The organism is Aliiroseovarius lamellibrachiae (assembly GCF_018599245.1).
Taxonomy (GTDB): Bacteria; Pseudomonadota; Alphaproteobacteria; order Rhodobacterales; family Rhodobacteraceae; genus Aliiroseovarius; species Aliiroseovarius lamellibrachiae.
On sequence record NZ_JAHEVJ010000001.1, the window covers coordinates 63,959 to 87,462 of the forward strand.

Genomic DNA, 23,504 nt, shown 5'->3' on the forward strand with positions numbered 1-23,504 from the left:
GTCAATGTAAATTGACCACCTTACGGGACCAGATCACGGTTCTGTCAGGACCGGCCTTGTCAGAGGCGGCATTTACCGCGCGAATTGCGGCGGCGATGTCGATGCCGGGCAAAACGGTGAGCGCGTCAAACAGCGCCTCGGACCCTTCGGCAGATGTTGGGATGGTCAAAAGCTCGGCCCCGGTGCGAAAACGCCAGACCGGAAGCCCGGCAAAGTCGCGGGCGATGGTGATGTCTTGCACCAGATCGAGCGAGGAAAACCCACCGCCAACAGGCGCCAGATAAATCACTTGTCGTTCGTCAATTTGCACAACCCCTACGCCACCGGTGCCAACCCGGATCCGTGCGCGCATCAGGCCTTGCCAAGCAACGGCAGCCCCCAAAAGCGCCAGCGCAATGCCCATCCATTTGATCAATCCCAGCGATCCCAACGCCCACCATAGGCCAAGCCCGGCAATGATCCCACCAAGGATGGCCTCGCGAAATCGTAGTATTTGCGCGCGGGCATCTGGGCGGATCATGGGCGGGCTCCGATTGTGACAGGGTTGGACAGGATGGCGAGCGTATACTCCCCAATCCGTTCAAACCCGATGGCTTCATAGGCGCGGCAGGCGGCGTCCCCGCTGGCAAAGAGAATGGCGGTTTTCACCCCCTGTGCGCGCACCTCTTTCAGATGGGCGGCGACCACCCGACGTGCAAGGCCTTGGCCTCGGCTTTCTGGCGGCGTGTAGACCCCACCGATTTGCACCATGTCCGGCAGTTGCGCGTTAAAGGCGGTCATCGCAACGGGTGCGCCGTCTTGGATCATCAGGCGCACGTTGCCTGTGGCAATGGTCTGATCGACCCGCGCGGCAATGATTTTGGTCAGCGCGTCATCGTCCTCTGCCCCAAGGGCCTCAATATGATAGGCGCGAAACCAAGCGGTCAGGGTGTGGGTGTCTTCTTTTGTCGGGGGACGTATCTGGATCTTTTTTGATCCGGTTGGGTCGGGCTCAACCATGTTGTCCAAGGCCAAGCGGTACAGCGGTTCAATGCGGTGCAAATCATACGCCGCATCTTCTAACGACAGCGTCAGGCGCATGGCCTCGGCCATATCTGCTGCGCCATTTACGCCAGAGATGGAGTGCCCTTGCATGGCGTCGAAAAACCCCCGCCAAAACACGCTCCCCTCGCCGCAGGCGTTCACAAACCCCGCGTTGGATCGGGCGAATACGCCAGTGATCTTCCCCGCGGTCTCTTCAACCCAGAATGTGTTGGCATGGGGGTGATCTGACCCAGACAGGCCAAACCGCGCCAGACCCGCGCGCATGAACATGGTGGTTTCGGCGCGAGCGGAAAGAAAGCGTGCGATTGCGGGGGCATCAGCGGATTGGGCAGGGCGGATGGTGGGCATCATTCGCGGTCCATCAACGTGCAAAGGTCGTGCAACAGGATCTTCGCGCGGGCGATATTTTCCTGTCGACGCAGCGGTTTTTTTGAGGCCGGAAACAGGCTCTCTAGCTGCCGCGCAATTAAGAAGAATGGTATTGTGACGTTTTTCTCGTCAGGTCTTTATTGCACCGCAGCTGTCAGCGCATCAATGTCGCAGGCGCGCGTACCAAAAAGAGGGGGGATGAGGCCGGAGATCGCGAGCAGGGGGAATGCATCGCTTCCCAACCCAGAAAATTCCCAAGCATTTTTGCGGCGGGTTGCTGCCGGTATGCTTCGACATCAATCGCCCAAAGCGCGGCGTCCGTCCAAATGAAGTTTTGTGCGTGGAAGTCATCATGCCCGCCGCACAGGCGCATGTCTGTTCCGCGGTGCAATCTGCCAAATCTTGTTAATGCGTGGAACAAGGACTGCAGGATAGCGCGTTCTTCTGCGGGATAGCTGTCATACGGTAGGCCGGCGAGTTGCGATAGGGTCCAGTCTGGCGAAAATACCGTGCTGTCCGGCCCTTCCGTGCGGATTGTCGCGGCTTGCTCCAGCCAGCCGCCAAGGCGTGTTAAGATGCGGTTGCGGTGCTTACCGCTCGCGGATTGCAATTCTTCGTGCAATGTTCGGCCATCGACGAATTCGGTGATGATCAGCCCCTGACCCGGCAGCGTTGCGAGGCATCTGCTGACGCGATAAGGGTCATGTCCAAGGGCGCGATCAAAGCAAGCGAGCGCGGCTTTTGTGTTTTGCACAACTGTCGCGGCGCCGGGCTTTTGGATCTTTTTTATAATCACCTTCTGGCCGCGAAAAAGAGCGGAAAAAACCACCCCCCAACTGCGCGCGCGCAGAAGTTCTTTCAATTCGACTTGCCCTGATCCAAACCTTTTGTCGCACACCCGCTGGATGTCTTGGGACAATTCCAATGCGTCCCAAAGGTGGTAAGACGTCGTTTCAGCCACGCCAATCGCCCAATTGTTGTTGCCAGATGGTCATCGCGGCGACGGCGGCAGTGTCTGCACGCAGGATACGTGGGCCGAGGGATACCGCGTGGCCCATTTTGCGCAGTTTTTCGCGCTCGGTTTCCGAAAATCCCCCCTCGGGCCCGATGAAAATGGCCCATTTGTCACCGCCCGCATCCCCCAGCGCCTGTTTGGCGCCGACAAGGGCTTCGTCGCAGAACATGATCTTTCGATCCTCGGGCCAAGTGGCGAGGAGTTTATCCAAGCGTACCAAATCGCGCACTTCCGGCACATAAGTTCCGCCACATTGCTCGGCCGCTTCCACCGCATGGGCCTGAAGCCGGTCGCGGCGGATGCGTTCAGAATTGGTAAAAGCGGTGTGCATCGGCTGGATCACATTTGCGCCCATTTCGGCCGCTTTCTCAACGATGAAATCGGTGCGCGCCTTTTTGATCGGTGCAAAACACAGCCACAGATCGGGGGGCAATTGCAGCGGTTTGGATTGGCGCTGACACAGCAAGATGCCTTTGCGCTTGCCCGCTTGCACAATCTCTGCGGTATATTCCCCATCACGCCCGTTAAAAAGTGCTACAAAATCGCCCGCTTCCATGCGCATCACGCCAAAAAGGTAATGGGCTTGGTCACGATCAATCAAAACGGTTTGCCCATTGCCTAGGGGCTGCTCTACAAAGAGCCGAACTTTTGCCTGTTTCATACGCGATCCACCTTCGTGTCCCAAGTGACCTGACTATAAGAGCAACCTATGACCCAACCAGACGAACTACCAGACCCCAATGGACAGGTTTCCGATGCTTATTCGGGCAATTGGGTGGATCATTATGCCCCTGCGTGGTCGCGCCCTTATTTGCGGCTGTCACGCGCGGATCGGCCAATTGGGACGTGGCTATTGCTGTTGCCGTGCTGGTGGGGGCTATTGCTCGCATCCGGGCAAAGCGGACGGTTTGGGCTTTATGATCTGTGGATTGCCGTTGGCTGTGCGCTGGGCGCGTGGTTGATGCGCGGGGCGGGCTGTACCTGGAATGACATCACCGACCGAAATTTTGATGGTCAGGTGGAACGCACCAAAAGCCGCCCGATCCCTTCGGGGCAGGTTTCCGTGCGCGGGGCTGTGATCTGGATGGGCCTACAGGCGTTGATTTCCTTGGGGATTTTGCTGACGTTCAACACGGCGGCCATCCTGATGGGGTTCATCGCCATCATCCCGGTGCTGGTCTATCCCTTTGCCAAGCGTTTCACTTGGTGGCCGCAGGTGTTTCTGGGCATTGCCTTTAACTGGGGCGCGCTTCTGGCATGGGTGGCACATACCGGGCGACTCGAGTGGCCCGCCGTGGCGCTTTACTTGGCTGGGATCAGCTGGACGCTGTTTTACGATACGATCTATGCCCATCAGGACAAAGACGATGACGCGATGATTGGGGTGAAATCCACCGCTCGCCTGTTTGGCGCACGCACCCGGCAGTGGCTGTCGTTTTTCATGATCCTCACTTTGGTGATGCTGTCGATGGCGATCATTCAGGCGATGGGCGCACGCAATGCCATCGCGATGACCGTTGCCCTGGGCGGTGCTTGGGTCATGGGGTGGCATCTGGCGTGGCAATTGCGTGTGCTTGATATTGATAACCCGGACATTTGCCTGCGACTTTTTCGCGCAAATCGCAATACCGGTTTGATCCCCGTGCTGTTTCTTGCCGTATCGCTATTGCTTTGATTGCGCCTGCCCACGCAAGGGCTTAAGACAAGTGAAATCACCCTTTTTGACCACACCGCGGAACCGATAAATGCGTATTTCCACATCAATTTTGGCCCCCGGCCTTTTTGCTTTTGCGGCTTTGCTTGCGCTATTAGGGGCCCGGATTTCGGTTGGTGTGATTGAACGTATTTCGGTCGATTACGTTCAGGATGCCCTTGTGTTGCAAGGGTATGAATGGGCCTCGACCGAGGCCGATGGGTTGCAGGTTGTCCTGTCCGGCACTGCCCCGAGCGAAATCGCGCGTTTCCGGGCCTTGGCCACGGCCGGCACCGTCGTTGATGCTGCCCGCGTGATTGACAATATGAACGTACCCGCCGCCGAAGCAATCCAGCCGCCGCACTTTTCTATTGAGATTTTGCGCAACGACGAGGGGATTTCGCTGATTGGTCTGATCCCCGCGGATGTGGACCGGGCGGCGCTGACCAAAGAAATCAAGAATATCGCGGGATCGACCCATATCACCGATCTGATGGGGATTGCCGACCACCCGGTGCCAAAAAACTGGGATGATGCGCTGAAATTTGCAATGACGGCGCTGGGCACATTGCCGCGTTCCAAAATCTCGATGGATGCGGATCGGGTCGCGATCACGGCGATTTCTGACAGTTCGGAGCAAAAATCCCGATGGGAACGTGAACTGAAACGCGCTGCACCCCGCAGTGTTTTGCTTTCAATGAATATTTCGGCCCCACGCCCAGTCATCACCCCGTTCACGCTCCGGTTTTTGATTGATGAAGATGGTGCGCGGTTTGATGCCTGCTCGGCCCATGACACGGTTGGGCGTGCGCGCATTCTGTCTGCGGCGGCCGAAGTGGGGTTGGATGGCAGTTTTGACTGCACAATCGGGCTTGGGGTGCCGTCACCGGATTGGGCCGACGCGGTTGTCGCGGCCATTCGTAAACTTGGCGAGCTGAAGGGCGGGTCGGTCACGTTTTCCGATGCGGATGTGACCTTTGTTGCGGCACCCGGCACCACGCAATCAATGTTTGATCGGGCCGTGGGCGAGCTGGAATCAGACCTGCCAGACCTTTACTCGGTCCATGGTATCTTGCCTGAAGTTGTGAAAATCGACGGGTCTGGCGAAGGCGACGGCCCGCCGGAATTCGTGGCCACGCTCAGTCCCGAAGGGCAAATGCAATTGCGCGGACGCCTGACCAACGACCTGCAACGCGAGGCGGCGGAAAGCTATGCGCGGGCGCGTTTTGGGGTGGGGAATGTCTATGCGGCGACGCGTCTTGATCCGGAGCTGCCGGCCGGTTGGCCCACCCGCGTCCTGGTGGCGCTGGAGGCTTTGGGGCATCTGAGCAACGGTGCCATTGTGGTGCAGCCGGACGTGGTGGATGTGCGTGGCAACACTGGCGATCCGGATGCTGGTGCCACCATCTCGCGTATTTTGTCGGAAAAGCTGGGGGCGTCGCAGAATTTTCAGGTGGATGTCACCTATCAAAAGGCGCTGGATCCGGTCTTGGGCCTGCCAACGCCGCAGGAATGTGTGGCCCAGATCAATGAGATCCTTGCGATCAGCAAAATCACCTTTGCGCCGGGGTCCGCGAATATCGAAGCGTCGGCAGGCGAAACCGTTGATAAGATCGCGGAGCTTTTGAAAAAATGTGACGACGTGCGCATGGAAGTTGCCGGGTACACCGACAGTCAGGGCCGCGAAGAAATGAACCGCGCTTTGTCGCAAACCCGTGCGCAGGCTGTTTTGACAGCGCTTTTGTCGCGTCGGGTGCTGACGTCAAATCTGGTGGCCAAAGGCTATGGCGAGGAAGATCCGATTGCGGACAATGGTTCGGAAGAGGGGCGCGAGGCCAATCGGCGGATTGAGTTCCGCTTGCTTGATGCGGTGGACCGTGCCGAAGCGCTGGGGGCTGTGACAGAGGATACAGCGCCAGACCAGCCCACGCCCGATGGTGCGCAGCCAGATGCTGAAGCCGCCGCGAGTGACGCTTTGTCGTCGGAGGAACAGGCGGCAAAGGCTGAGGGCGCGCCCCAAGATGGCGCCTCGATTGAGCAGAATGCAGCGTTGGATCCCGCCGCGGAAAACCCATCGGCGCAAGAACCGACCCAAGAGGGTGATGCGCAAGCCGCTGCAGAGCCCAGTGCCACACAAACCTCTGGTGATATAGACACGCCCGCAGCCTTGGTTTCTGGGGCAGGATCAGAGGCAGAAGGCGGCGTTGAACCGGATGCCCCGTCTGACACCGTACCGGGCGTCATCGCACGTACACCCGGCGAGGGGGATCCACGTCCTGCGCCCCGTCCCGAACCAAGCCCAGAACAAAATGACCAGACCGCAACCCCAACTGACAGCGCCACGCAGTAAGGATATTACCGATGAACCGCACCGAATTCATTATCGTCACCGCGATCATCCTTTTCGTCGCATTTGCGCTGGGCTGGTTTGCACATTGGATGATCCATAGATTTGCAAAAGTCGCGAGCAATGAAATGGGCGAGATTGACCGTATGGCACAATCGTTGCACGACGCAGAAGAGACGCGGGATCAGGCGATCACCTATCTGCAAAATCGCGAAGCAGAGATGTCAAATCAGATGCAGCAGACCGAAGCAGAATTGCGCGCCGCGATGGACGGGTTGCGCGATGCCCGCCAAGAGGCTGAGGAACTGCGCGCCTATATTGAGCGGAACCTGCAAGCCAACGGCTAAGGCGGTTCTGTTCGCGTCATCCACCGCTACCGTCTGTAACGTCCGGAACATCTTCTGGGCGTACGGTGCGATAAATCCCTTCGGGTAAATCCAAAGCTGCAATTAAATCAGTGAGTTGGGTCATGGACAGGGTGATTTTATGCACCTGATCCGTGCGTGGATCCCATTGATCAACGGTGATACAGCTGGCGAAGGCCGTGATGGTCACATCTTCCCGAAACGGGGTGTCACCTTCATCGACGAGTGTGATGACCGAGGCGTCAAAGTCGTGTTCGATGGTAAACATACCCTTATCATAGCCCGGTCAAAACGCGCTGCCAATGGGGCTTTATGTCGGCCAAGGTGCGCGGGCTGATCCCGCCGCATATAGGTGCTGGGGTGAAGGTGCTGACGCTGTTGATAAACACGGGTTTTCCCATCACGCCGTCCCTGTGACGCCGTCCCTGTGGCAAGCCTGGCAGGGATGGGAGTGCGTGGCTGGGACATGGGATCCGTGCCGGGCGGTCAGGTGCGCGGAGAAGGCGCCCGTTTTCCCCCTGAAATCAGCCAAACCGGGGGCTCTTTTATCAGCTTGGCTAGCGGGGCAGGCGCGCGCCGCCTATAAGGGATCTATGGCGCAGATGAAGATGACACAATTTACCGGATTTCTCACCGATCGCGGATCAAAATACGCGGTCACCGGGGGGGTGGTATCCTCGCGCGATGAGGTGCGCAGCTTTCTTAAGCAATTGACCCGAGACAAGAAATTCGCGAAGGCGACCCATAACACCTGGGGTGTTTTGTTTGAGGATGGTCCGCAAAAGGGCGATGATGGGGAAAGCGGTGCTGGGCTGGTGATCACCCGCATGTTGGAACGCGCCGATCTTAGAAACCACATTGTTGTCGTGACGCGCTGGTATGGCGGCGTCAAGCTGGGCGGTGATCGGTTTCGCCGGGTGCAGGATGCGGTTGAACATTATCTGACCCAAAAGGATGCTTGAGATGTTGAAACGGGAATGGGCGCGCTTTGCAGATCGCTGTCGTTGGTCTTGGGCCGGATGGTTGGACGGGTGGCGCAATGAAAAGTCAGTGCGCCAATGGGTTTACGCTTGGTTAGCTTCTGCCGCACTCGCCTTCACGTTGGATTTAAGCCCGGTTGAACGCGCGGTGATTCTCTCGCTTGGGGGCTTTGTGATCGCGGCGGAACTGGTCAACACGGCGATTGAACGCACGGTCGATCTGGTCACAAAAGAGCATCATGATTTGGCGGGACGAGCCAAAGACGCCGCCAGCGCCTTTGTTGGGCTGACGGCGATTTCTGTTGGGATTGCCTGGGGGATTATCCTGTTTGGATAACGCTCAGAAGGGTCAAACCTTAGCCTGATTCTTCTTCCAGATGCAGTTTCATATCGATCAAAACATGCTGCAAAGACAGGGTCTCGCGCAGCAGGCGTTTGGCTTCGTTGATGGTGATAATCCCATCCTCTATGGATTGCTGATATTCGGCCATCAACATTGCAAACCGTTGAGAAAGCGCAATAACATCCGCATTCACGCCGCCAGAGGCGGTGTTCTTACGCTCTGCATCATAGGACATTGTGATGCCCTTAAGTTCCGCCAATGCGCTGGTGACATGCGGATAACTTGATGCCTCTTCCAATGCTGCCACAGCATCAATTGGCATGAACCGATCCGAATGCTCGTCACTGTCCGAATAATACCGGCCCAAGGTGGCCTTGGACTTGCCGGTCAGCTCGCAAGCCGCCTCAAGACCAACATCCTTAACCAATGCTTCGGTGTGTTTCTTTAAATAGCTACCAATGCCCGCCATATTCATAACCTTTTTCGTGGGTCCAATACGCGGACCACGGGGAATTCCATAATCCTTTTCCCATTTATCTCACCGTAATGGAATGGTTTTTATGATCACAGAGTGTTCAAGAGTGTCCGGTTTCAGCGCCCCCAGCGCTGAATCAGGTGGGGGCCCGTTTTTTGGGCGGGGGAAGGTCCGGTTTTTTATCCGGGGAAAAGTGAAACAAAGAACGCGTGTGAGTGATGAGGTCTGTTCCATCCCCAAGGCAATTTATTGCCGCGGACCTCGGGTGTTTGTGTTCGGCGTTTCGCCCCCATTCTGCAAATTTGTGCAGAGGGGTCGGCATGAGTGGTCGACCCCATCCTTACCTCCCAAGTTGCGGCGAATTGATGGTTGATCCCTTGGCGCGGGCAACGTAATTCTCTCGCATGGCGAAACTTTACTTCCACTACTCAACGATGAACGCGGGGAAATCGACCCTGCTGCTTCAGGCGTCTTACAATTACAATGAACGCAATATGCGGACCTATCTGATGACCGCAAAGCTGGATCATCGGGCGGGTGCCGCGCGGATTGGGTCGCGGATCGGGATTGACGCAGAAGCCGATACATTTGAGGCCGGCGAAGACCTGTTTGCCAAGATTGAGACGCGTTTGAATCAAGGGCCCTGTGCCTGTATTTTCATTGATGAAGCACAATTTCTGGAACACGAACAGGTGTGGCAGTTGGCCCGCGCGGTCGATGATCTGGGCGTGCCGATTATGTGTTATGGGCTGCGGGTGGATTTTCAGGGCAACCTGTTTCCGGGGTCCGCGACATTGCTGGCGCTGGCGGATGAAATGCGCGAGGCGCGCACCATTTGCCATTGCGGTAAAAAGGCCAGCATGGTGATCCGTCAGGACGATCAGGGCCGCACATTGGTCGACGGCGCGCAGGTTCAGATTGGCGGGAACGAGTCCTATGTGTCCCTCTGCCGCAAGCATTGGCGCGAGGCGGTCGGGGACTGTGGTTAAGCAAACCGGGGGCTAGCCAAACGGCATCTGATCAAACAGGCGTCACCAACCCCTCGCCGCGCGCAAAGCGTTCCACATTGTCCATCGCGAGCATCCCCATATCGGTGCGCACCTCATGGGTTGCGGTGCCCAGATGCGGCAACAGCGTCACGTTTTCCATTTGGATCAGCGCGTCTGGCACCTTCGGTTCAAACTCATACACATCCAGCCCCGCCCCGGCGATCTGACCAGAGCGTAAGGCAGTGATCAAAGCGGTCTCATCCACAATCTCACCGCGCGCGATGTTGATCAAAAAGGCGTGGGATTGCATGGCGTTAAATGTGCCTGCGTTGATCAAATGGGTGGTGTCGGCCCCGCCGGGTGTGGCGATCACCATGATGTCACAGCTGGCGGCGACCTCATTGATGCTATCCATTTGCGTGGCCGCGAAATCGACGTCTTTTTGCGAGCGGTTAAAGAACACCACCTTCATGCCAAAGCCAAAGTGACAGCGCCGCGCAATGGCTTGTCCGATGCGCCCCATGCCGATGATCCCTACGGTTTTTCCGGTGACATGCAGGCCAAGCATTTGGGTCGGATGCCAGCCCGCCCATTGACCTGCACGCAGCATGCGCTCGCCTTCGCCCGCACGTCGCGCGGTCATCAGGATCAGGGTCATTGCGGTGTCTGCCGTGGCATCGGTCACCGCGCCGGGGGTGTTTGAGACAACAAGCCCACGGGCCTTGGCAGCATCCACATCAATATGGTTATATCCCACGCCAAAATTGGCGAGCGCTTTGGCCCGAATGTCACCAGCCTGCGCAAAAACATCCGCAGAATAAAGATCCCCCAGCGTGGGCAAAACCACGTCATAATCGGTGAGCGACGTGATCATTTCCGGCATGGTCATCGCCGTGGTTTTGCTGCGGATGGTCACATCGAACCCCGCCTTTGCACGGTCCAAAACGGGCGCAGGCAAGGGGCGAGAGATAAAGAGCTTCATCAACACATCCGCGCGCCATTGGGGACAGATTTGTCAGGGGTGATCAGCCCGACATGTCCGTTTTCATCATAAAGCCCCAGCACAAGAACCTCGCTCATCACAGGGCCGATTTGCCGGGGGGGAAAGTTCACGACACCCATGACCTCTTTGCCGACCAGATCCTCGGGGGTGTAATGTTCGGTGATCTGGGCCGAGGATTTGCGCTCGCCAATCTCAGGTCCAAAATCCACCCAGATTTTAATCGCCGGTTTGCGCGCCTCAGGAAAGGGTTCCGCGCGCAGGATGGTGCCTTTGCGGATATCGACTTTCATAAAGTCATCAAAGGTGATTTCCGGGGTGATGTCAGCCATTTGCCAACTCCTTTGAGCGGTCCGCAGCGGCTTTTACCGCGCGGTTGAGAAGGGGGGGGAAACCGGTTGCCTCATCCATCAAAACCTCAAGTGCGGCGGCGGTGGTGCCGGCGGGCGAGGTGACATTGATGCGCAATTGGCTGGGGGTCTCATCCGCGGCTTCGGCCAAAGCACCAGCCCCTGCGACGGTGGCTTTGGCAAGCTGCAAGGCAAGATCCGCGGGCAGGCCCTGGGCCTCGCCTGCGGCGGCCATTGTTTCAATGAGATGAAAGACATAGGCAGGGCCAGATCCGGACACGGCGGTGACCGCATCCATCTGATGTTCGCCGTCCAACCGGACCACCTGACCCACAGCGCGAAGCAAGCTTTCCGCCAGATCCATGTGGCCTGTGCTGGCGTTTTTATTGCCGCAAATGGCCGTGATCCCGCGTGAAATCGCGGCGGGCGTGTTGGGCATTGCGCGGATGATCGGGCTTTGATCGCCTAAGATCGCCTCAAACGCGGAAATGGGCGTGCCGGCGGCAACCGAGACAAACAGGGTTTCACCATTTCCAAGGGCTGCAATTGCGGGCAGGGCGTCGCCCATCATCTGTGGTTTGACCGCAATCAGAACGATGGCGGGATTTTCCGGCAGGTCCGCGTTTAGGTTCAAGTCTTCAAGCCCGTTAAGCCAATCAGAGGGATAGGGATCATTCACCCAGACCGACCCTGCGGGCAACCCTTGGCTCAGCCAACCTTTGAGCATCGCCGACCCCATTTTACCGCACCCGAGCAGCACCAAGCCGCGCGATTTCAGATCATCCATTGTCATGTGATGTCCCCCTTCGTTTGGCCAAAGACTAGGCGGGGGATCGCGGGGGTGCAACGGTGAGTTTTGCTTTTTCGGCCCAGTCTAAGCCGGCTAAGCCGCGCGCAATCGACGTGCGACCAGCCATAAAATCAAATTGCCCACGAGCCAAAGAAGAAACAGGATCTGAACAGTAAATGTCGGGGTGAAAGGCAAGACCGGCGGGGCCGGGCCAATGATGCCCATCGTGGTTAGCGCTTCAAAGGTGGTCCAGCCGAAAATGGCAATGTTGAAAAGGCTGACGACCCAAATCATCGCTTATGCCCGACCATAGGCCTCGGCGATGGCCATTTGCATCGCGTCTTCGATGCTTTGATCGCCCCAAGCCACCAGTTGAAACGCCGGATAGAACCGTTCAGCGGTGGCGACCGCGTTGGCGATCAGATGGTCGATCTGTTCGGGTCCGGCAAATTGCCCCCCGGTCAGCGCCAGCCCGTAGCGCCACACCATCAGGCGCTGTTCGTTCCAATAGGTGAACGCGCCTTTCCAACACTGATCGTTGATCGCATTCAGCGCCTCATAAATCTTGGGCAGCTTGTCTTGCGGGGGTTCCATTTCAAAGGTGCAAATCAGGCGCAGCGTTTCATCGTAATCAGACCAAGCCAGCGTGATCGAATAGGTCCGCCATTGCCCCTCAACCGCCATCGCGATTTGATCGTCGGCCACGCGGTTAAATTCCCACGCGTGGTGTTCCGCGATATGTTCAACAATGTCGATCGGATGCAGGTCTTCTGCTTCGAGATAGTGCTCGGTGGCAGCCATGGCACGTTACCTTTCGCGGTTTGATCCCGGTGAAAACCCGCCCTTTGGTGGTCCACTAGGATTTGTTGCCTGTACTAGGTCCGGCGGTCTTTGCGCCTTTTCCTTACTAGATATGGTGCCTGCGCTCTGCTAACCTGTAAAGAGGAACTTGTGAAATAACCTCACTTGTCCACAGAAATCTGTGGCTTCTCCACAGTGCGAAGGTGGCTTATCCACCGGCCATAATCTCTGCGCGCTAAATGGCTGGCGCGGATGTCGCCTGCTTGACCTTGGCACGCGAAACCCCCAGTTTGCCTGAAAACAAAACCGGAGCAGCCCCTTGGCCCGAACCGCCCCTTATTCGCGTCCCGCGCCCTTCTCAAAATACGAATGGATGATCGCGTGGCGATACCTGCGCGCGCGCCGCACCGAAGGCGGTGTCAGCACGATGACGTGGATCAGCCTGATCGGGATTACACTTGCGGTGGCGGCGCTGATCATCACGCTTGCCGTGCGCACCGGGTTTCGCGAAGAATTTGTCGACACGATCCTTGGCGCCAATTCCCACGTCAGTTTGCACGCCCAGACCCATGTGAATGACATCGGTCAGGTCACCCGCGAAATCCGCGATTTCGATGGCTGGGTGGAGCGCATTTCTACCGTGCCCGGCGTCACCCGCGCAGCCCCGCTGATCAAAGGTCAGGTGATGGGCAACAAAGGGCAACGCAACGCAGGCGTCGAAGTGTTCGGCATCCGCTATGATGACCTGTTAACCATCCCCCGCATCGCCAATCCCGAAAGCAAACAGGGGGATATTTCCCGATTTAACGAGGGCATCGCCATTGGGTCCGGTGTGGCGGCGGAATTGGGCGTGACCACGGGCGACAAGATCAAAATCATCTCGCCCAATGGGGTGAAAACGGCGTTCGGCACCAGCCCTCGGGTGAATGCCTATGAGGTCACCTATATCTTCACCGCAGGCCGTTGGGACATCGACCGCACCCGCGTCTATCTGCCCTTCGCCGAGGCGCAGGCGTTCTTTAACCGCGAAGGCACCGCCGATGAGATCGAGGTGATGGTGAAAGAGCCCGAAGAGGTGGATGAGCTGTTGCTGCCACTGATGCAGGCGGCCGAAGAACCCTCAACCACATGGACGTGGCGCGACCGGTCCGGCGCCTTCCTAAGTGCATTGGATATGGAGGATAACGTTATGTTCATCATCCTGTCCGTGCTTGTGCTGATCGCCTCAATGAACATCACATCAGGGCTGATCATGCTGGTGAAAAACAAAGGCCGCGACATTGGTATCCTGCGCACGATGGGCCTGACCGAAGGGGCAATACTTCGGGTGTTTTTCCTTTGCGGCTCGCTGACCGGTGTGGTTGGCACCATCGCGGGCGTGATCATTGGCTGCCTGTTTGCGTGGAACATCGACAATGTCTTTGCGCTGGTGAACTGGTTCTCTGGCGGCGAGGCATGGGATCCTTCGGTGCGTGGCATTTACCGCCTGCCGGCCAAGCTCGAGTTCTGGGACGTGACCTCCGCCGTCGGCCTGTCCCTTGGGCTTTCGTTCCTTGTCACCCTTTTCCCCGCCCGCAAAGCCGCGCGCATGAACCCGGTAGAGGCCCTTCGATATGAGTGATCCTGTCCTTACGCTTTCAGGCATTGAAAAGACCTTTAACCCCGGCACCCCCGGCGAAATCTGCGTGTTGCGCGGGGCTGACGTGACCCTTGCGCGCGGCGAGGTTGTGGCGCTGGTGGCCCCCTCCGGATCGGGCAAATCCACGCTTTTGCACATTGCGGGGCTGCTGGATGGGGCCGACGCGGGAAACGTGCAAATCAACGGGAAAGACATGGGGGCGCAAAGTGACCGCACCCGCACCGAAATCCGCCGTGAACAGGTGGGGTTTGTCTATCAATTCCACCACCTGCTGCCGGAATTCTCGGCCCTTGAAAACATCGTGCTGCCCCAGCTTGCCGCAGGTGTGCCCGACCGCATCGCCCGCGCCCATGCGCTGGAATTGATGAAGCGCGTGAAGGTCGCAGATCGCGCCAGCCACCGCCCGGCGGAACTGTCTGGTGGCGAACAACAGCGCGTTGCCTTTTGCCGCGCCTTGGCCAATAAGCCCGCGCTTTTGCTGGCGGATGAACCGACCGGCAACCTTGATCCCGGCACGTCTGACACGGTGTTTGAGGCGTTGGTGGAGCTGGTGCGCGACACCGGGCTTTCCGCCCTCATCGCGACGCACAACATGGAGCTTGCGGCCCGCATGGACCGGATTTTGCACTTGGACAACGGGTTGATCACCTGACATCCTCTGACGTTTGCGTGAACCCCGCGCGAGGTGGTTGAACGGTGTTCTTGGCCTGATATGCCAAGGGTATGATGAAACATGTTTTGATTGCCCTTGTGCTGCTGACCGCCCCTGCCAACGCCGGGCCGATCAGCTTTGCCGACTGGAAGACCCATTGGTTTGCCTCGTTCTTCTCACGCGTCAGCTTTGATGGCACGCCGGGTCGGATGGGGGTGGTGGCGGATGGCTCTGTGTCGATCACCTATAAGATCTTGCCAACGTCCGAATGGGACGCGCAGGGTGCCAAATGGACGTGGCAAGTGGACCGTTCGGTGCCCGCCACGGACCTGCGCCAAAAGGGCGGGGACGACCGGAACCTGGCGCTGTATTTTGCGTTTCTGCCCAAGGATCAAGCGGCGGAGGCGGGGCGGTCCTCATTACGGAAGCTTTTGAAAAATCCAGATGGCCGCGTGTTGGTATATGTGCATGGCGGCGCGCATAAGCGCGGCGACCTGCTGGCCTCGCCTTACCTCGGCGCGCGGGGAAAAACTGTGGTTTTGCGCCCATCGGGGAGTGGTCGCCACGCGGAAAATATCAACCTTGTCGCTGATTATAAACGTGCGTTTGGCGCGGAGCCGGGGGCCTTGGTGGCACTTGCATTGTCAGCGGACAGTGATGATACGGATGTGGAGATGGTTGGGGCGATTGAGGGGTTGTCGCTGAACTAAGCGCAACCGAGGGTCACGCCAGACCCTGGGTGGGCGTCACGAATCGTTTTCGTGTGGCACCCCCTTACAAAATCCAAACCATATCGTATGCTGAACCGTCGCAAAACGCCCTCCCGTGGGGAGGGTCGGGCGTGGCCCGTGCTGGGTTAATCTATGTAACTACTCCAAACAGCCAAGCGGAAATAGCCGCGGGGAAAAACACAGCGCAGCTAGAAATGGCAAGCGCTGCTCCAAATTCAACAAACGCAGAAATGGTTATCAAGGTGCCGGTTGCTAGTTTTGTTCGAATAGAACTCATGCGCTCAATTTTGTTCGCATATTTATAATGCTGACGCCAGTATGGCTCGTCGTATCCACTGTCTGCATCCGCGCTATGTGGATTTGGATCGACATCAGCACTATGTGCGTTGTCATAAGATTGTTGGACTTTTCCCTCGGCTCTCTCAGTTAGGTAGGCGTTAATGCTTGCAATGGAACGTGAAAAAATAAATCCGAAAAAAATCATAAAAAAGTATGTGCTAATCAGCCATGAAGTTTGTGCAATGTTTTGTTGAGAAAGGTGGAACGTAAGCCCCAATATTTGCAATCCGTCACCACTGGTCTGTAGTTGTGGGATTGCCAAAGTTATGAAGGATGACGCCAATGCGGCCCTTCTCGCACTCTTTAAGTTGTGATGGTCTAATAGAATTGCCAGCAATTAACCGCACCTAGACTAAAACATATCTCAAACATCCAAATCCTCAGCGAACTTGGCGTTCTCCTGAATATACTGGAACCGCAGCTCGGGTTTTTTGCCCATCAGTTGTTCTACCAATGTCGCGGTTTCGCCCGGTTCGTCCTCGTCAATTGTCACCCTGATCAAGGTGCGCGAGGTGGGATCCATCGTGGTTTCTTTCAGATCCTTGGCGTCCATTTCTCCAAGCCCCTTGAAGCGGCTCACGTCGATTTTGCCTTTGCCACCAATGCCTTTTTCAAGCCATTCGTCGCGCTCTGCCTCGTCAATGCAATAAATCCGCTTGGCCCCTTGGGTCAGGCGAAACAGCGGCGGGCAGGCCAAGTATAAGTGGCCCGCATCAATCATCGGGCGCATTTGGGTGAAGAAAAACGTCATCAAAAGCGCGGCGATATGCGCGCCGTCAACATCCGCATCGGTCATGATGATGACCTTTTCATAACGCAGGTCATCGACGTTAAACCGGGTGCCCAGCCCCACGCCAAGCGCTTGGGTCAGGTCGCTGATCTCGGCGTTTGTACCCAATTTGGACGACGCCGCCCCCAGCACGTTGAGGATTTTACCGCGCAGCGGCAACAGCGCCTGTGTCTTGCGGTTTCGCGCCATTTTGGCGGAGCCACCAGCCGAGTCGCCCTCGACGATGAACAGCTCGGTCCCCTCGCGGTTGGTTGCGGAACAATCGACCAGCTTACCGGGCAGGCGCAGCTTTTTCGTGGCGGTTTTACGCTGGGTTTCTTTTTCCTGACGACGTTTCAGGCGTTCCTCGGCGCGCAGCACGAGAAAGTCCAGGATGGCGCCCGCGGATTTTGTGTCAGAGGCCAGCCAGTTGTCGAAATGGTCGCGGACCGAGTTTTCCACCATGCGCTGGGCTTCGGTGGTGGCCAGCCTGTCTTTGGTCTGGCCAACAAATTCCGGCTCGCGAATGAAGCAGCTGACCAAAGCGCCCGCGCCTGTGGACAGGTCTTCGCGGGTGATGGTGGTGGCTTTTTTGTTGTTCACCAGCTCGCCATACGCCTTGATGCCCTTTAAGATGGCGGCCCAAAATCCGGCCTCATGGGTGCCGCCTTCGGGGGTGGGCACGGTGTTGCAATAGGACTGGATGAACCCGTCGCGGGTTGGGGTCCAGTTGATCGCCCATTCGACTTTGCCCGGCGCGTTAAATTTTTCAAACGACACGGATCCGGTGAAGGGGTGGTCGGCATAGGTGGTCGCGCCGGACATGACCTCTGTCAGATAGTCGGCAAGACCGCCGGGAAAGTGAAACTTTGCCTCAGTCGGGGTTTCGCCATCGCTGATGCCGGTTTTCCAGCGGATTTCGACGCCCGAAAACAGATACGCCTTGGAGCGCGCCATTTTAAACAGACGTGCGGGTTTTAGTTTCAGTGAACCAAAGATTTCCGGGTCCGGGTGAAAGGTGACGGCGGTGCCACGCCGGTTGGGGGCCGCGCCGATTTTTTCCAGCTTGCCTTGTGGTACGCCGCGGGCAAATTCCAGCGCGAACAGTTCTTTATTACGGGCCACTTCGACGCGCAGGTGATCCGACAGCGCGTTCACAACGGAGGAGCCAACACCGTGCAAACCACCAGATGTTTGATAGCTGTCGCCCGAAAATTTACCGCCCGCATTCAGCGTGCAAAAAATGATTTCCAGCGCGGATTTGCTGGGGTCTTTGGGGTGGGGGTCCGTGGGAATGCCACGCCCATTGTCGCGCACTGACACATGGCCGTTTTCATGCAGCTCAATCTCAATCCAAGTGGCATAGCCGGCCACCGCTTCGTCCATCGAGTTGTCGACGATTTCGGCCACCATGTGATGCAGCGCGCGGTCGTCTTTGCCGCCGATATACATGCCGGGGCGCAGGCGGACATGTTCCATATCCTCCAACACTTCGATAGAGGATGCATCATAGGTGTCTTGGCCGTGACCTGCCAAAAGATCTTCGCTCATGTATATGCCGCCCTGAAACTGCTGCTCTTGCTCTTTGGTGACACATTATGGCCGAGGCGCGGGGCAGGGGGAAGCCCCCACGCTCAATTACCTGTGCATAACTTTGCGCGTTGATAGGAAGGCGAGAGGACTATTTCGTTGTGTGGCGCGTGGGGATGGGTAATGTGGGGTAAATCATGAACATTACGCGTGGGGGCATGCCGTGGCCGAGAGTTTTAGTTTGAAAGATCAATTGATCAATGCTGACAAGGTGCGGTTGTTGGCCGGGTGGCTTGCCCCCGTCGTGCCGGGGTTTGATGCGGATCAGTTTCAACGCGATGTGATGGCACGCCTGTTGGAATTGGAGCTGAAGGCGCGAATTTCCTGGATTGCCGAGGTAATGGCGCGCCATTTGCCCGACGATTTCGAAACCTCCGCCGCGCTGATCCATCAAGCGCTGCCGCCGGCTTTGGATCCGACGCTCACCGATGATGATTTCGGTGATTTTATCATCGACCCCTTTGGGCAATATGTGGCGAGCCATGGGCTGGATCGGCTGGATCTCTCCCCCCCGCTGTTACATGCGCTGACCCAACGATTTTCGATGGAGTTCGCGATCCGCCCGTTTTTGATAGAGCATAAAGATCATATGTTTGACGTGCTGATGGGCTGGGCGCGGGACGAAAATTATCATGTGCGCCGCTTGGCCAGCGAAGGGTCGCGTCCATTGGTGCCGTGGGGCGAACGGATCCGCTGGGCTGTTGCTGACACGATCCCGATCTTGGATCAACTCTACGCCGACAAAACCCGCTATGTGACCCGGTCGGTGGCCAACCATCTGAATGATATCGCGAAATCCGACCCGGATCTGGTGGTCAGCACCCTGCGCCGTTGGCAAAAAGAGGGGCGGCAAGACACCAAAGAAATGGCATGGATGACCCGCCACGCCTGTCGCACATTGGTCAAACAAGGCCACGCTGGCGCGTTGGAGCTGTTGGGCTTTCGCGCCGACGCCAAGGTCAGTATCGGCCCCATTGCGATCACCCCCACGGACGGGAAAGTGGCGATTGATACAAAGCTGGAGTTTGCCTTTGACGTCACCGCCGAACGGGATGAGGCGCTGATCATTGACTATGTGATCCAGTTTCAGCGATCTGGCGGAAAACTGTCGGAGAAAGTCTTTAAGATCAAACAGGCTGACTTGAAAGCAGGCCAAACCCTCCGCATTACCAAAGCGCATCTTTTCAAAGGAAACGCCACCACGTTCCGGCTGTATCCGGGGGCGCATCAGCTGACGGTTCAAATCAATGGCCGGGCGATGGGGCAGGTGGGGTTTGAGCTGGTTTGATTGGCGAAAGTGGGCGTGGAACCCGTCAGTTTTTGGGGATTGAACGTCCTTAAGTTCGCTCAGCCGACATTTAGATCGCCATACAAAACTCAGCCGACCTTACTCCCCATCCCGCACGAACGGATCATCCGGATAGGTCACACCCGCAAGGTACAACCCGTGTGGCGGACAAACAGGGCCGCAGGCGGCGCGGCTGCGCGCTTCAAGCGCTTTGGTCACGTCATCCGGGGTCATCGCCCCGGTGCCAACCCGTTCAAGCGTGCCAACAAAAGACCGGACTTGGTTGTGCAAAAACGACCGCGCGCGGACATGGAACCGAAACTCGGTCTCATTGGGGCGGGTGATTTCCTCAATCCGCAACTCATCCAGCGTTTTCACCGGGCTTTGCGCCTGACAAATGGTGGATCGGAAGGTGGTGAAATCATGTTGGCCAATCAGGCGATCCGCGCCGTCCTGCATCAACTGCGCATCCAGTGGATATTTCACATGCCACGCCAATCCCAGATCATGGGTCAACGGTGCGCGGCGGCTGATCAGGCGAAACATATACCGGCGTTCCCGTGCAGAAAACCGCGCGTGAAACTCATCCGGGGCCTGCACACAATCAACAATGCCCACACGGTCTTCGCGCAGATGAAAATTCAACGCTTCTGACAGGCGAAAGGGCGTCCAATCCCGCTCCATATCGCAATGGGCCACTTGGGCAAAGGCATGCACGCCCGCATCCGTGCGCCCGGCGGCGGCGATATTATGCGCGCGCGGTTCCAGTTTGGCCAAAGCCGCCTCAATCGCGCCCTGCACCGAGGGGCGATCATTTTGGCGTTGCCAACCGGCAAGTCCGGCACCGTGATAGTCGATTTTCAATGCGTATCTGGGCATAGCGCCGCAATAGCGAATGTGCGCGTGCGCGACAAGGGGGGACACAAGGGAGGGGGAGAGGGGACCCGCGCGCGGTCTCTCCCCGCAAGGAAAGCGCGCATCCCCCCTAGCGAAACCCGCCGCGCGCCCATATCTTCACCGTAGAAAAAAGGAGAGCACCGTGGGGCTTGGCGACATCGCAGACAGTATCTCGCGTCAGATAGAGGCGATGGGCGACGCCACCAGCGAGGCGTTGTTTGAACCTGTGATCCGCCTGGGCGTGACCGGGCTGTCGCGTGCGGGCAAAACGGTGTTTATCACCTCGCTTGTGGCGAACCTGATGAACCGGGGGCGGATGCCGTCGCTGATTGCCGCCAGCGATGGGCGCATCCAAACCGCGTTTTTGCAGCCCCAGCCTGACGATACCGTGCCGCGTTTCGACTATGAAACCCATCTGGCGGCCATGACTGGTCCGAACCCGAAATGGCCCGCCTCAACCCGCGCCACATCTGAATTGCGCCTGTCGTTTCGGGTGCAACCGGGCGGGATGCTTGGCGGGCTGCGCGGCCCGCGCACGGTGCATTTGGACATCGTGGATTACCCCGGCGAATGGCTTTTGGACCTTGGTTTGCTTGATTTGTCTTATGCGGATTGGGCGCGTGACACGCTGGCCCGCATCGAAGATCGTGATCAGGCTAAGGCGTTTTTGGAACAGGCGCGTCACGTCGACAGCACGGAAAAACTGGACGAACCCGTGGCGAAATCGCTGGCTGCGGGCTTTGCCGAGTATTTGAAAGCGGCGCGTGAAGATGGCTATTCCGATTGCACGCCGGGGCGGTTTTTGCTGCCCGGCGATATGGAGGGCAGCCCCGCGCTGACCTTCGCGCCGCTTCCCGAACCCGAGAAGAACCTGCGCGGGTCATTGTACCGCGAATTTGAACGCCGGTTTGAGGCCTATAAATCACGCGTGGTGAAACCGTTTTTCCGCAATCACTTCGCAAAAATCGACCGGCAGGTGGTGCTTGTCGATGTGCTTGGGGCCATTCACGCGGGGCCAGCCGCGCTTGAGGATCTGCGCCGCGCGATGGCGGAAATCCTTACCGCCTTTCGACCCGGATCAAACGCCTTTCTCAGCCAGATATTTTTGGGAAAACGGGTCGAGCGGATCTTGTTTGCCGCCACCAAAGCCGACCATTTGCACCATACCCAACACGGCCGCCTGACCGCCATCACCGAGGCCCTTTTGCGCGATGCCCGCGACCGTGCGGATTTCGCCGGGGCCAAGACGGCGGCCATGTCGATTGCGTCCTTGCGCACCACGGTTGAGGAAACAATTGATCACAACAGAGGCGCGCTTGATTGCGTGCGGGGTCGGTTGCGTGACAGCGGAAAGTCAGCGGCCTTTTACCCCGGTGATCTGCCCGAAGACCCGGCGCGGCTGTTGTCGCCTGCGCGAAATGGGGACGCGAACTGGTTGGATGCTGATTATCAAATCATGCGCTTTGCGCCCGCAGATGTCAGCCTGAAACCGGGCGAGGGGCCACCGCATATCCGGCTGGATAAAGCGGCGGAATTTCTGATCGGAGATCGGTTATGAAAGTTGAGGCGGCGACCCAAAATGATGTCAGTGCCATTGCCAATATCTTAAGCCATTGGAATGCGGCAACACCTTGGATGCCCCGCGTGCATTCGCGCGCAGCAGAGAAGTATTTTGCCCGCATGATGGTGTCGCGCGGCTGGGTCACTGTGGCCCGTCAAGGCTCGCGGTTGGTGGGGTTCTTGGCACGCGATGGTGGCGAGGTTCACGCGCTTTATGTCGCGGTTGGGATGCGGCGTTATGGGGTTGGGAAGCTGCTTTTGGATGCGGCGAAATCTGACACTCAGGCGCTGGGTTTATATACATTTGTCGCCAATGAAGATGCGCAAAGGTTTTATCTGCGCGAAGGATTTCTTGAGCGGGGACGTACCAATGGCGCGGGCAACGACGAGGGTCTGCCAGATATCCGATATGAATGGAGCTTCGAGCAATGACGGATCTTAACGCACCCGCAAAGGGCCCGGTATTGTTTGAGCTGGAGGATGAGAAAGCCGCTAATCCAGCGGATGCACCACCTGTGCCGGAACTGGACCAGCCGACGCCCACCGGGGCCGCGATGCAAAGCGTTGTGGCCATCACCGCGCGGCGCCCTTCACGGTTGGGGCGTTGGTTCTGGGGGCTTCTGGTGTCTCTGGCGGGATTTGTCCTGTCGGTCGCGGCGTATGATTTTGTGACCGGGCTGATCGCGCGCAATCCCTATCTTGGCATGGGGGCTATGGCGCTTTTGGGTGCGTTTTTGCTGGTGCTTCTGGCGCTTGCGCTGAAGGAAGCCTTTGCGCTTTTGCGCCTGCGCCGTGTGGACGGGCTGCAACGCGAGGTGACACGGGCGTTGACCCACCAAGATCTGGGCGAAGCGCGGTCGGTTGTGGCAAAGGTTGAACGGTTTTACGCCGGTCGGGCGGAATTGAAATGGGGCCTGACCCGCCTTGCCGAACGCAAGCCAGATGCCTTTGACGCGGATGCGCTCCTGGGAATGGCCGAGGGGGAATTGATGGTCCCCTTGGATCAAGCGGCGCTGCGCGAGGTTGAGGCCGCAGCGCGTCAGGTGGCCACAGTTACGGCCATTGTGCCCATCGCGCTGGCCGATGTGGCCGCGGCGCTGACGTCAAACATCCGAATGATCCGCCGGGTGGCGGAAATTTACGGCGGCCGCGCAGGCACCTTTGGCAGCTGGCGATTGATGCGCGCTGTGATGACACATCTTGTGGCGACGGGGGCCGTGGCGGTGGGTGATGATCTGTTGGGATCATTGGCCGGCGGCGGTGTCCTTTCAAAACTGTCGCGCCGGTTCGGCGAAGGCGTGGTGAACGGTGCGTTGACCGCGCGCGTTGGCGTTGCGGCGATCGAAGTGTGTCGCCCGATCCCCTTTGTGGCCACCTCTCGCCCCTCGGTCACGCAGATCGTCAAGCGGGCGCTGACCGGATTGTTTGGCGCAAAGGACTGATACTTCCGGCGCGGAAAAAGGGTCAGGTATTCCCCT

The 23,504-nt window shown here is 57.9% G+C and carries 27 protein-coding genes; 13 read left to right on the plus strand and 14 right to left on the minus strand.

Features of this window, described 5'->3' with window-relative positions:
* Position 1: 1 nt before the first annotated feature.
* The 4 genes from KKW20_RS00385 to KKW20_RS00400 form a co-directional block, all read right to left on the minus strand.
* Positions 2-520 (minus strand): hypothetical protein, encoded by a 519-nt coding sequence (locus tag KKW20_RS00385; RefSeq protein ID WP_214565151.1) that lies wholly within the window; start codon positions 518-520, stop codon positions 2-4.
* Positions 517-1,392, minus strand: coding sequence for a GNAT family N-acetyltransferase (locus KKW20_RS00390; protein ID WP_246534370.1), 876 nt, complete (start codon positions 1,390-1,392; stop codon positions 517-519). Before KKW20_RS00390 ends, KKW20_RS00385 begins: the two co-directional genes overlap by 4 nt.
* Before the next feature lie 175 nt (positions 1,393-1,567).
* Positions 1,568-2,374: a phosphotransferase gene (locus KKW20_RS00395; protein WP_214565155.1), complete on the minus strand. Its 807-nt coding sequence runs from the start codon at positions 2,372-2,374 to the stop codon at positions 1,568-1,570.
* Positions 2,367-3,089, minus strand: a complete 723-nt coding sequence (locus tag KKW20_RS00400; protein ID WP_214565157.1) for a 16S rRNA (uracil(1498)-N(3))-methyltransferase — start codon at positions 3,087-3,089, stop codon at positions 2,367-2,369. The genes KKW20_RS00395 and KKW20_RS00400 overlap by 8 nt, the downstream gene beginning before the upstream one ends.
* A gap of 48 nt (positions 3,090-3,137) precedes the next feature.
* On the opposite strand from KKW20_RS00400, the gene ubiA reads away from it, so the two are divergent.
* The 3 genes from ubiA to KKW20_RS00415 all read left to right on the plus strand — a co-directional run bounded on the left by ubiA (position 3,138) and on the right by KKW20_RS00415 (position 6,815).
* A complete protein-coding gene (gene ubiA / locus KKW20_RS00405; RefSeq protein ID WP_214565158.1) occupies positions 3,138-4,103 on the plus strand; it encodes a 4-hydroxybenzoate octaprenyltransferase in 966 nt (321 codons plus the stop codon).
* Between the two features lie 70 nt (positions 4,104-4,173).
* Positions 4,174-6,471 carry an OmpA family protein gene (locus KKW20_RS00410; protein WP_214565160.1) on the plus strand — a complete coding sequence of 766 codons (2,298 nt, stop codon included), beginning with the start codon at positions 4,174-4,176 and terminating at the stop codon, positions 6,469-6,471.
* Positions 6,472-6,482: 11 nt separating this feature from the next.
* Entirely contained in the window at positions 6,483-6,815 is a 333-nt protein-coding gene (locus KKW20_RS00415) for a hypothetical protein (protein WP_214565161.1), read from the plus strand.
* A 16-nt stretch (positions 6,816-6,831) separates the two neighbouring features.
* Here the strand turns inward: KKW20_RS00415 and KKW20_RS00420 are convergent, their stop codons facing one another.
* Positions 6,832-7,101 carry a hypothetical protein gene (locus tag KKW20_RS00420; RefSeq protein WP_214565162.1) on the minus strand — a complete coding sequence of 90 codons (270 nt, stop codon included), beginning with the start codon at positions 7,099-7,101 and terminating at the stop codon, positions 6,832-6,834.
* A gap of 340 nt (positions 7,102-7,441) precedes the next feature.
* Between KKW20_RS00420 and KKW20_RS00425 the strand changes: the two genes are divergently transcribed.
* Complete coding sequence (locus tag KKW20_RS00425; protein ID WP_214565997.1) at positions 7,442-7,795, plus strand: YigZ family protein; 354 nt, start codon at positions 7,442-7,444, stop codon at positions 7,793-7,795.
* Position 7,796: 1 nt separating this feature from the next.
* Complete coding sequence (locus tag KKW20_RS00430) at positions 7,797-8,150, plus strand: diacylglycerol kinase (protein ID WP_214565164.1); 354 nt, start codon at positions 7,797-7,799, stop codon at positions 8,148-8,150.
* A gap of 19 nt (positions 8,151-8,169) precedes the next feature.
* Here the strand turns inward: KKW20_RS00430 and KKW20_RS00435 are convergent, their stop codons facing one another.
* A complete protein-coding gene (locus tag KKW20_RS00435) occupies positions 8,170-8,625 on the minus strand; it encodes a hypothetical protein (RefSeq protein WP_214565166.1) in 456 nt (151 codons plus the stop codon).
* Positions 8,626-9,035: 410 nt separating this feature from the next.
* Between KKW20_RS00435 and KKW20_RS00440 the strand changes: the two genes are divergently transcribed.
* The gene (locus KKW20_RS00440; RefSeq protein WP_214565167.1) at positions 9,036-9,620 is read left to right on the plus strand and encodes a thymidine kinase; all 585 of its coding nucleotides are present in this window, start codon (positions 9,036-9,038) and stop codon (positions 9,618-9,620) included.
* Between the two features lie 31 nt (positions 9,621-9,651).
* Here the strand turns inward: KKW20_RS00440 and KKW20_RS00445 are convergent, their stop codons facing one another.
* The 5 genes from KKW20_RS00445 to KKW20_RS00465 all read right to left on the minus strand — a co-directional run bounded on the left by KKW20_RS00445 (position 9,652) and on the right by KKW20_RS00465 (position 12,561).
* Entirely contained in the window at positions 9,652-10,602 is a 951-nt protein-coding gene (locus KKW20_RS00445) for a 2-hydroxyacid dehydrogenase (RefSeq protein WP_214565168.1), read from the minus strand.
* On the minus strand, positions 10,602-10,952 hold the full coding sequence (locus KKW20_RS00450; RefSeq protein ID WP_214565169.1) for a tRNA-binding protein: 351 nt from the start codon (positions 10,950-10,952) through the stop codon (positions 10,602-10,604). The genes KKW20_RS00445 and KKW20_RS00450 overlap by 1 nt, the downstream gene beginning before the upstream one ends.
* Complete coding sequence (gene proC, locus KKW20_RS00455) at positions 10,945-11,763, minus strand: pyrroline-5-carboxylate reductase (RefSeq protein ID WP_214565170.1); 819 nt, start codon at positions 11,761-11,763, stop codon at positions 10,945-10,947. Before proC ends, KKW20_RS00450 begins: the two co-directional genes overlap by 8 nt.
* 90 nt (positions 11,764-11,853) lie before the next feature.
* Positions 11,854-12,054, minus strand: a complete 201-nt coding sequence (locus KKW20_RS00460) for a hypothetical protein (protein WP_214565171.1) — start codon at positions 12,052-12,054, stop codon at positions 11,854-11,856.
* Between the two features lie 3 nt (positions 12,055-12,057).
* Positions 12,058-12,561 carry a type III secretion system chaperone family protein gene (locus KKW20_RS00465; RefSeq protein WP_214565172.1) on the minus strand — a complete coding sequence of 168 codons (504 nt, stop codon included), beginning with the start codon at positions 12,559-12,561 and terminating at the stop codon, positions 12,058-12,060.
* A gap of 373 nt (positions 12,562-12,934) precedes the next feature.
* On the opposite strand from KKW20_RS00465, the gene KKW20_RS00470 reads away from it, so the two are divergent.
* The 3 genes from KKW20_RS00470 (at position 12,935) to KKW20_RS00480 (ending at position 15,562) form a co-directional block, all read left to right on the plus strand.
* Positions 12,935-14,182 (plus strand): lipoprotein-releasing ABC transporter permease subunit, encoded by a 1,248-nt coding sequence (locus KKW20_RS00470; RefSeq protein WP_214565998.1) that lies wholly within the window; start codon positions 12,935-12,937, stop codon positions 14,180-14,182.
* The gene (locus tag KKW20_RS00475; RefSeq protein ID WP_214565173.1) at positions 14,175-14,852 is read left to right on the plus strand and encodes an ABC transporter ATP-binding protein; all 678 of its coding nucleotides are present in this window, start codon (positions 14,175-14,177) and stop codon (positions 14,850-14,852) included. Before KKW20_RS00470 ends, KKW20_RS00475 begins: the two co-directional genes overlap by 8 nt.
* Before the next feature lie 71 nt (positions 14,853-14,923).
* The gene (locus KKW20_RS00480; protein WP_246534371.1) at positions 14,924-15,562 is read left to right on the plus strand and encodes a DUF3047 domain-containing protein; all 639 of its coding nucleotides are present in this window, start codon (positions 14,924-14,926) and stop codon (positions 15,560-15,562) included.
* A 151-nt stretch (positions 15,563-15,713) separates the two neighbouring features.
* On the opposite strand, the gene KKW20_RS00485 is transcribed toward KKW20_RS00480, so the two are convergent.
* Together KKW20_RS00485 and parE are read right to left on the minus strand one after the other, a co-directional pair.
* Positions 15,714-16,259 (minus strand): hypothetical protein, encoded by a 546-nt coding sequence (locus KKW20_RS00485; RefSeq protein ID WP_214565175.1) that lies wholly within the window; start codon positions 16,257-16,259, stop codon positions 15,714-15,716.
* A 27-nt stretch (positions 16,260-16,286) separates the two neighbouring features.
* Positions 16,287-18,242, minus strand: a complete 1,956-nt coding sequence (gene parE, locus KKW20_RS00490) for a DNA topoisomerase IV subunit B (RefSeq protein ID WP_214565177.1) — start codon at positions 18,240-18,242, stop codon at positions 16,287-16,289.
* Positions 18,243-18,444: 202 nt separating this feature from the next.
* On the opposite strand from parE, the gene KKW20_RS00495 reads away from it, so the two are divergent.
* Positions 18,445-19,569 carry a DNA alkylation repair protein gene (locus tag KKW20_RS00495; RefSeq protein WP_214565179.1) on the plus strand — a complete coding sequence of 375 codons (1,125 nt, stop codon included), beginning with the start codon at positions 18,445-18,447 and terminating at the stop codon, positions 19,567-19,569.
* A gap of 99 nt (positions 19,570-19,668) precedes the next feature.
* Here the strand turns inward: KKW20_RS00495 and truA are convergent, their stop codons facing one another.
* Positions 19,669-20,448: a tRNA pseudouridine(38-40) synthase TruA gene (truA, locus tag KKW20_RS00500; RefSeq protein ID WP_214565181.1), complete on the minus strand. Its 780-nt coding sequence runs from the start codon at positions 20,446-20,448 to the stop codon at positions 19,669-19,671.
* A gap of 160 nt (positions 20,449-20,608) precedes the next feature.
* Between truA and KKW20_RS00505 the strand changes: the two genes are divergently transcribed.
* From KKW20_RS00505 to KKW20_RS00515, 3 genes are read left to right on the plus strand one after another with little or no spacing between them, the layout of a single operon-like run.
* Positions 20,609-22,024, plus strand: coding sequence for a YcjX family GTP-binding protein (locus KKW20_RS00505; protein ID WP_214565183.1), 1,416 nt, complete (start codon positions 20,609-20,611; stop codon positions 22,022-22,024).
* Positions 22,021-22,458, plus strand: coding sequence for a GNAT family N-acetyltransferase (locus KKW20_RS00510; protein WP_214565184.1), 438 nt, complete (start codon positions 22,021-22,023; stop codon positions 22,456-22,458). The genes KKW20_RS00505 and KKW20_RS00510 overlap by 4 nt, the downstream gene beginning before the upstream one ends.
* Positions 22,455-23,468 (plus strand): YcjF family protein, encoded by a 1,014-nt coding sequence (locus KKW20_RS00515; protein ID WP_214565186.1) that lies wholly within the window; start codon positions 22,455-22,457, stop codon positions 23,466-23,468. The genes KKW20_RS00510 and KKW20_RS00515 overlap by 4 nt, the downstream gene beginning before the upstream one ends.
* The last annotated feature ends 36 nt before the right edge of the window (positions 23,469-23,504 follow it).

What these genes read in the sequence shown, in the direction of transcription:
- KKW20_RS00385 (WP_214565151.1), bottom strand. Translation starts at nt 520, where the DNA reads ATGATCCGCCCAGATGCCCGCGCGCAAATACTACGATTTCGCGAGGCC.
- KKW20_RS00390 (WP_246534370.1), bottom strand. Translation starts at nt 1,392, where the DNA reads ATGCCCACCATCCGCCCTGCCCAATCCGCTGATGCCCCCGCAATCGCA.
- KKW20_RS00400 (WP_214565157.1), bottom strand. Translation starts at nt 3,089, where the DNA reads ATGAAACAGGCAAAAGTTCGGCTCTTTGTAGAGCAGCCCCTAGGCAAT.
- ubiA (WP_214565158.1), top strand. Translation starts at nt 3,138, where the DNA reads ATGACCCAACCAGACGAACTACCAGACCCCAATGGACAGGTTTCCGAT.
- KKW20_RS00410 (WP_214565160.1), top strand. Translation starts at nt 4,174, where the DNA reads ATGCGTATTTCCACATCAATTTTGGCCCCCGGCCTTTTTGCTTTTGCG.
- KKW20_RS00415 (WP_214565161.1), top strand. Translation starts at nt 6,483, where the DNA reads ATGAACCGCACCGAATTCATTATCGTCACCGCGATCATCCTTTTCGTC.
- KKW20_RS00420 (WP_214565162.1), bottom strand. Translation starts at nt 7,101, where the DNA reads ATGTTTACCATCGAACACGACTTTGACGCCTCGGTCATCACACTCGTC.
- KKW20_RS00425 (WP_214565997.1), top strand. Translation starts at nt 7,442, where the DNA reads ATGACACAATTTACCGGATTTCTCACCGATCGCGGATCAAAATACGCG.
- KKW20_RS00430 (WP_214565164.1), top strand. Translation starts at nt 7,797, where the DNA reads ATGTTGAAACGGGAATGGGCGCGCTTTGCAGATCGCTGTCGTTGGTCT.
- KKW20_RS00435 (WP_214565166.1), bottom strand. Translation starts at nt 8,625, where the DNA reads ATGGCGGGCATTGGTAGCTATTTAAAGAAACACACCGAAGCATTGGTT.
- KKW20_RS00440 (WP_214565167.1), top strand. Translation starts at nt 9,036, where the DNA reads ATGGCGAAACTTTACTTCCACTACTCAACGATGAACGCGGGGAAATCG.
- KKW20_RS00445 (WP_214565168.1), bottom strand. Translation starts at nt 10,602, where the DNA reads ATGAAGCTCTTTATCTCTCGCCCCTTGCCTGCGCCCGTTTTGGACCGT.
- KKW20_RS00450 (WP_214565169.1), bottom strand. Translation starts at nt 10,952, where the DNA reads ATGGCTGACATCACCCCGGAAATCACCTTTGATGACTTTATGAAAGTC.
- proC (WP_214565170.1), bottom strand. Translation starts at nt 11,763, where the DNA reads ATGACAATGGATGATCTGAAATCGCGCGGCTTGGTGCTGCTCGGGTGC.
- KKW20_RS00460 (WP_214565171.1), bottom strand. Translation starts at nt 12,054, where the DNA reads ATGATTTGGGTCGTCAGCCTTTTCAACATTGCCATTTTCGGCTGGACC.
- KKW20_RS00465 (WP_214565172.1), bottom strand. Translation starts at nt 12,561, where the DNA reads ATGGCTGCCACCGAGCACTATCTCGAAGCAGAAGACCTGCATCCGATC.
- KKW20_RS00470 (WP_214565998.1), top strand. Translation starts at nt 12,935, where the DNA reads ATGATCGCGTGGCGATACCTGCGCGCGCGCCGCACCGAAGGCGGTGTC.
- KKW20_RS00475 (WP_214565173.1), top strand. Translation starts at nt 14,175, where the DNA reads ATGAGTGATCCTGTCCTTACGCTTTCAGGCATTGAAAAGACCTTTAAC.
- KKW20_RS00480 (WP_246534371.1), top strand. Translation starts at nt 14,924, where the DNA reads ATGATGAAACATGTTTTGATTGCCCTTGTGCTGCTGACCGCCCCTGCC.
- parE (WP_214565177.1), bottom strand. Translation starts at nt 18,242, where the DNA reads ATGAGCGAAGATCTTTTGGCAGGTCACGGCCAAGACACCTATGATGCA.
- truA (WP_214565181.1), bottom strand. Translation starts at nt 20,448, where the DNA reads ATGCCCAGATACGCATTGAAAATCGACTATCACGGTGCCGGACTTGCC.
- KKW20_RS00510 (WP_214565184.1), top strand. Translation starts at nt 22,021, where the DNA reads ATGAAAGTTGAGGCGGCGACCCAAAATGATGTCAGTGCCATTGCCAAT.
- KKW20_RS00515 (WP_214565186.1), top strand. Translation starts at nt 22,455, where the DNA reads ATGACGGATCTTAACGCACCCGCAAAGGGCCCGGTATTGTTTGAGCTG.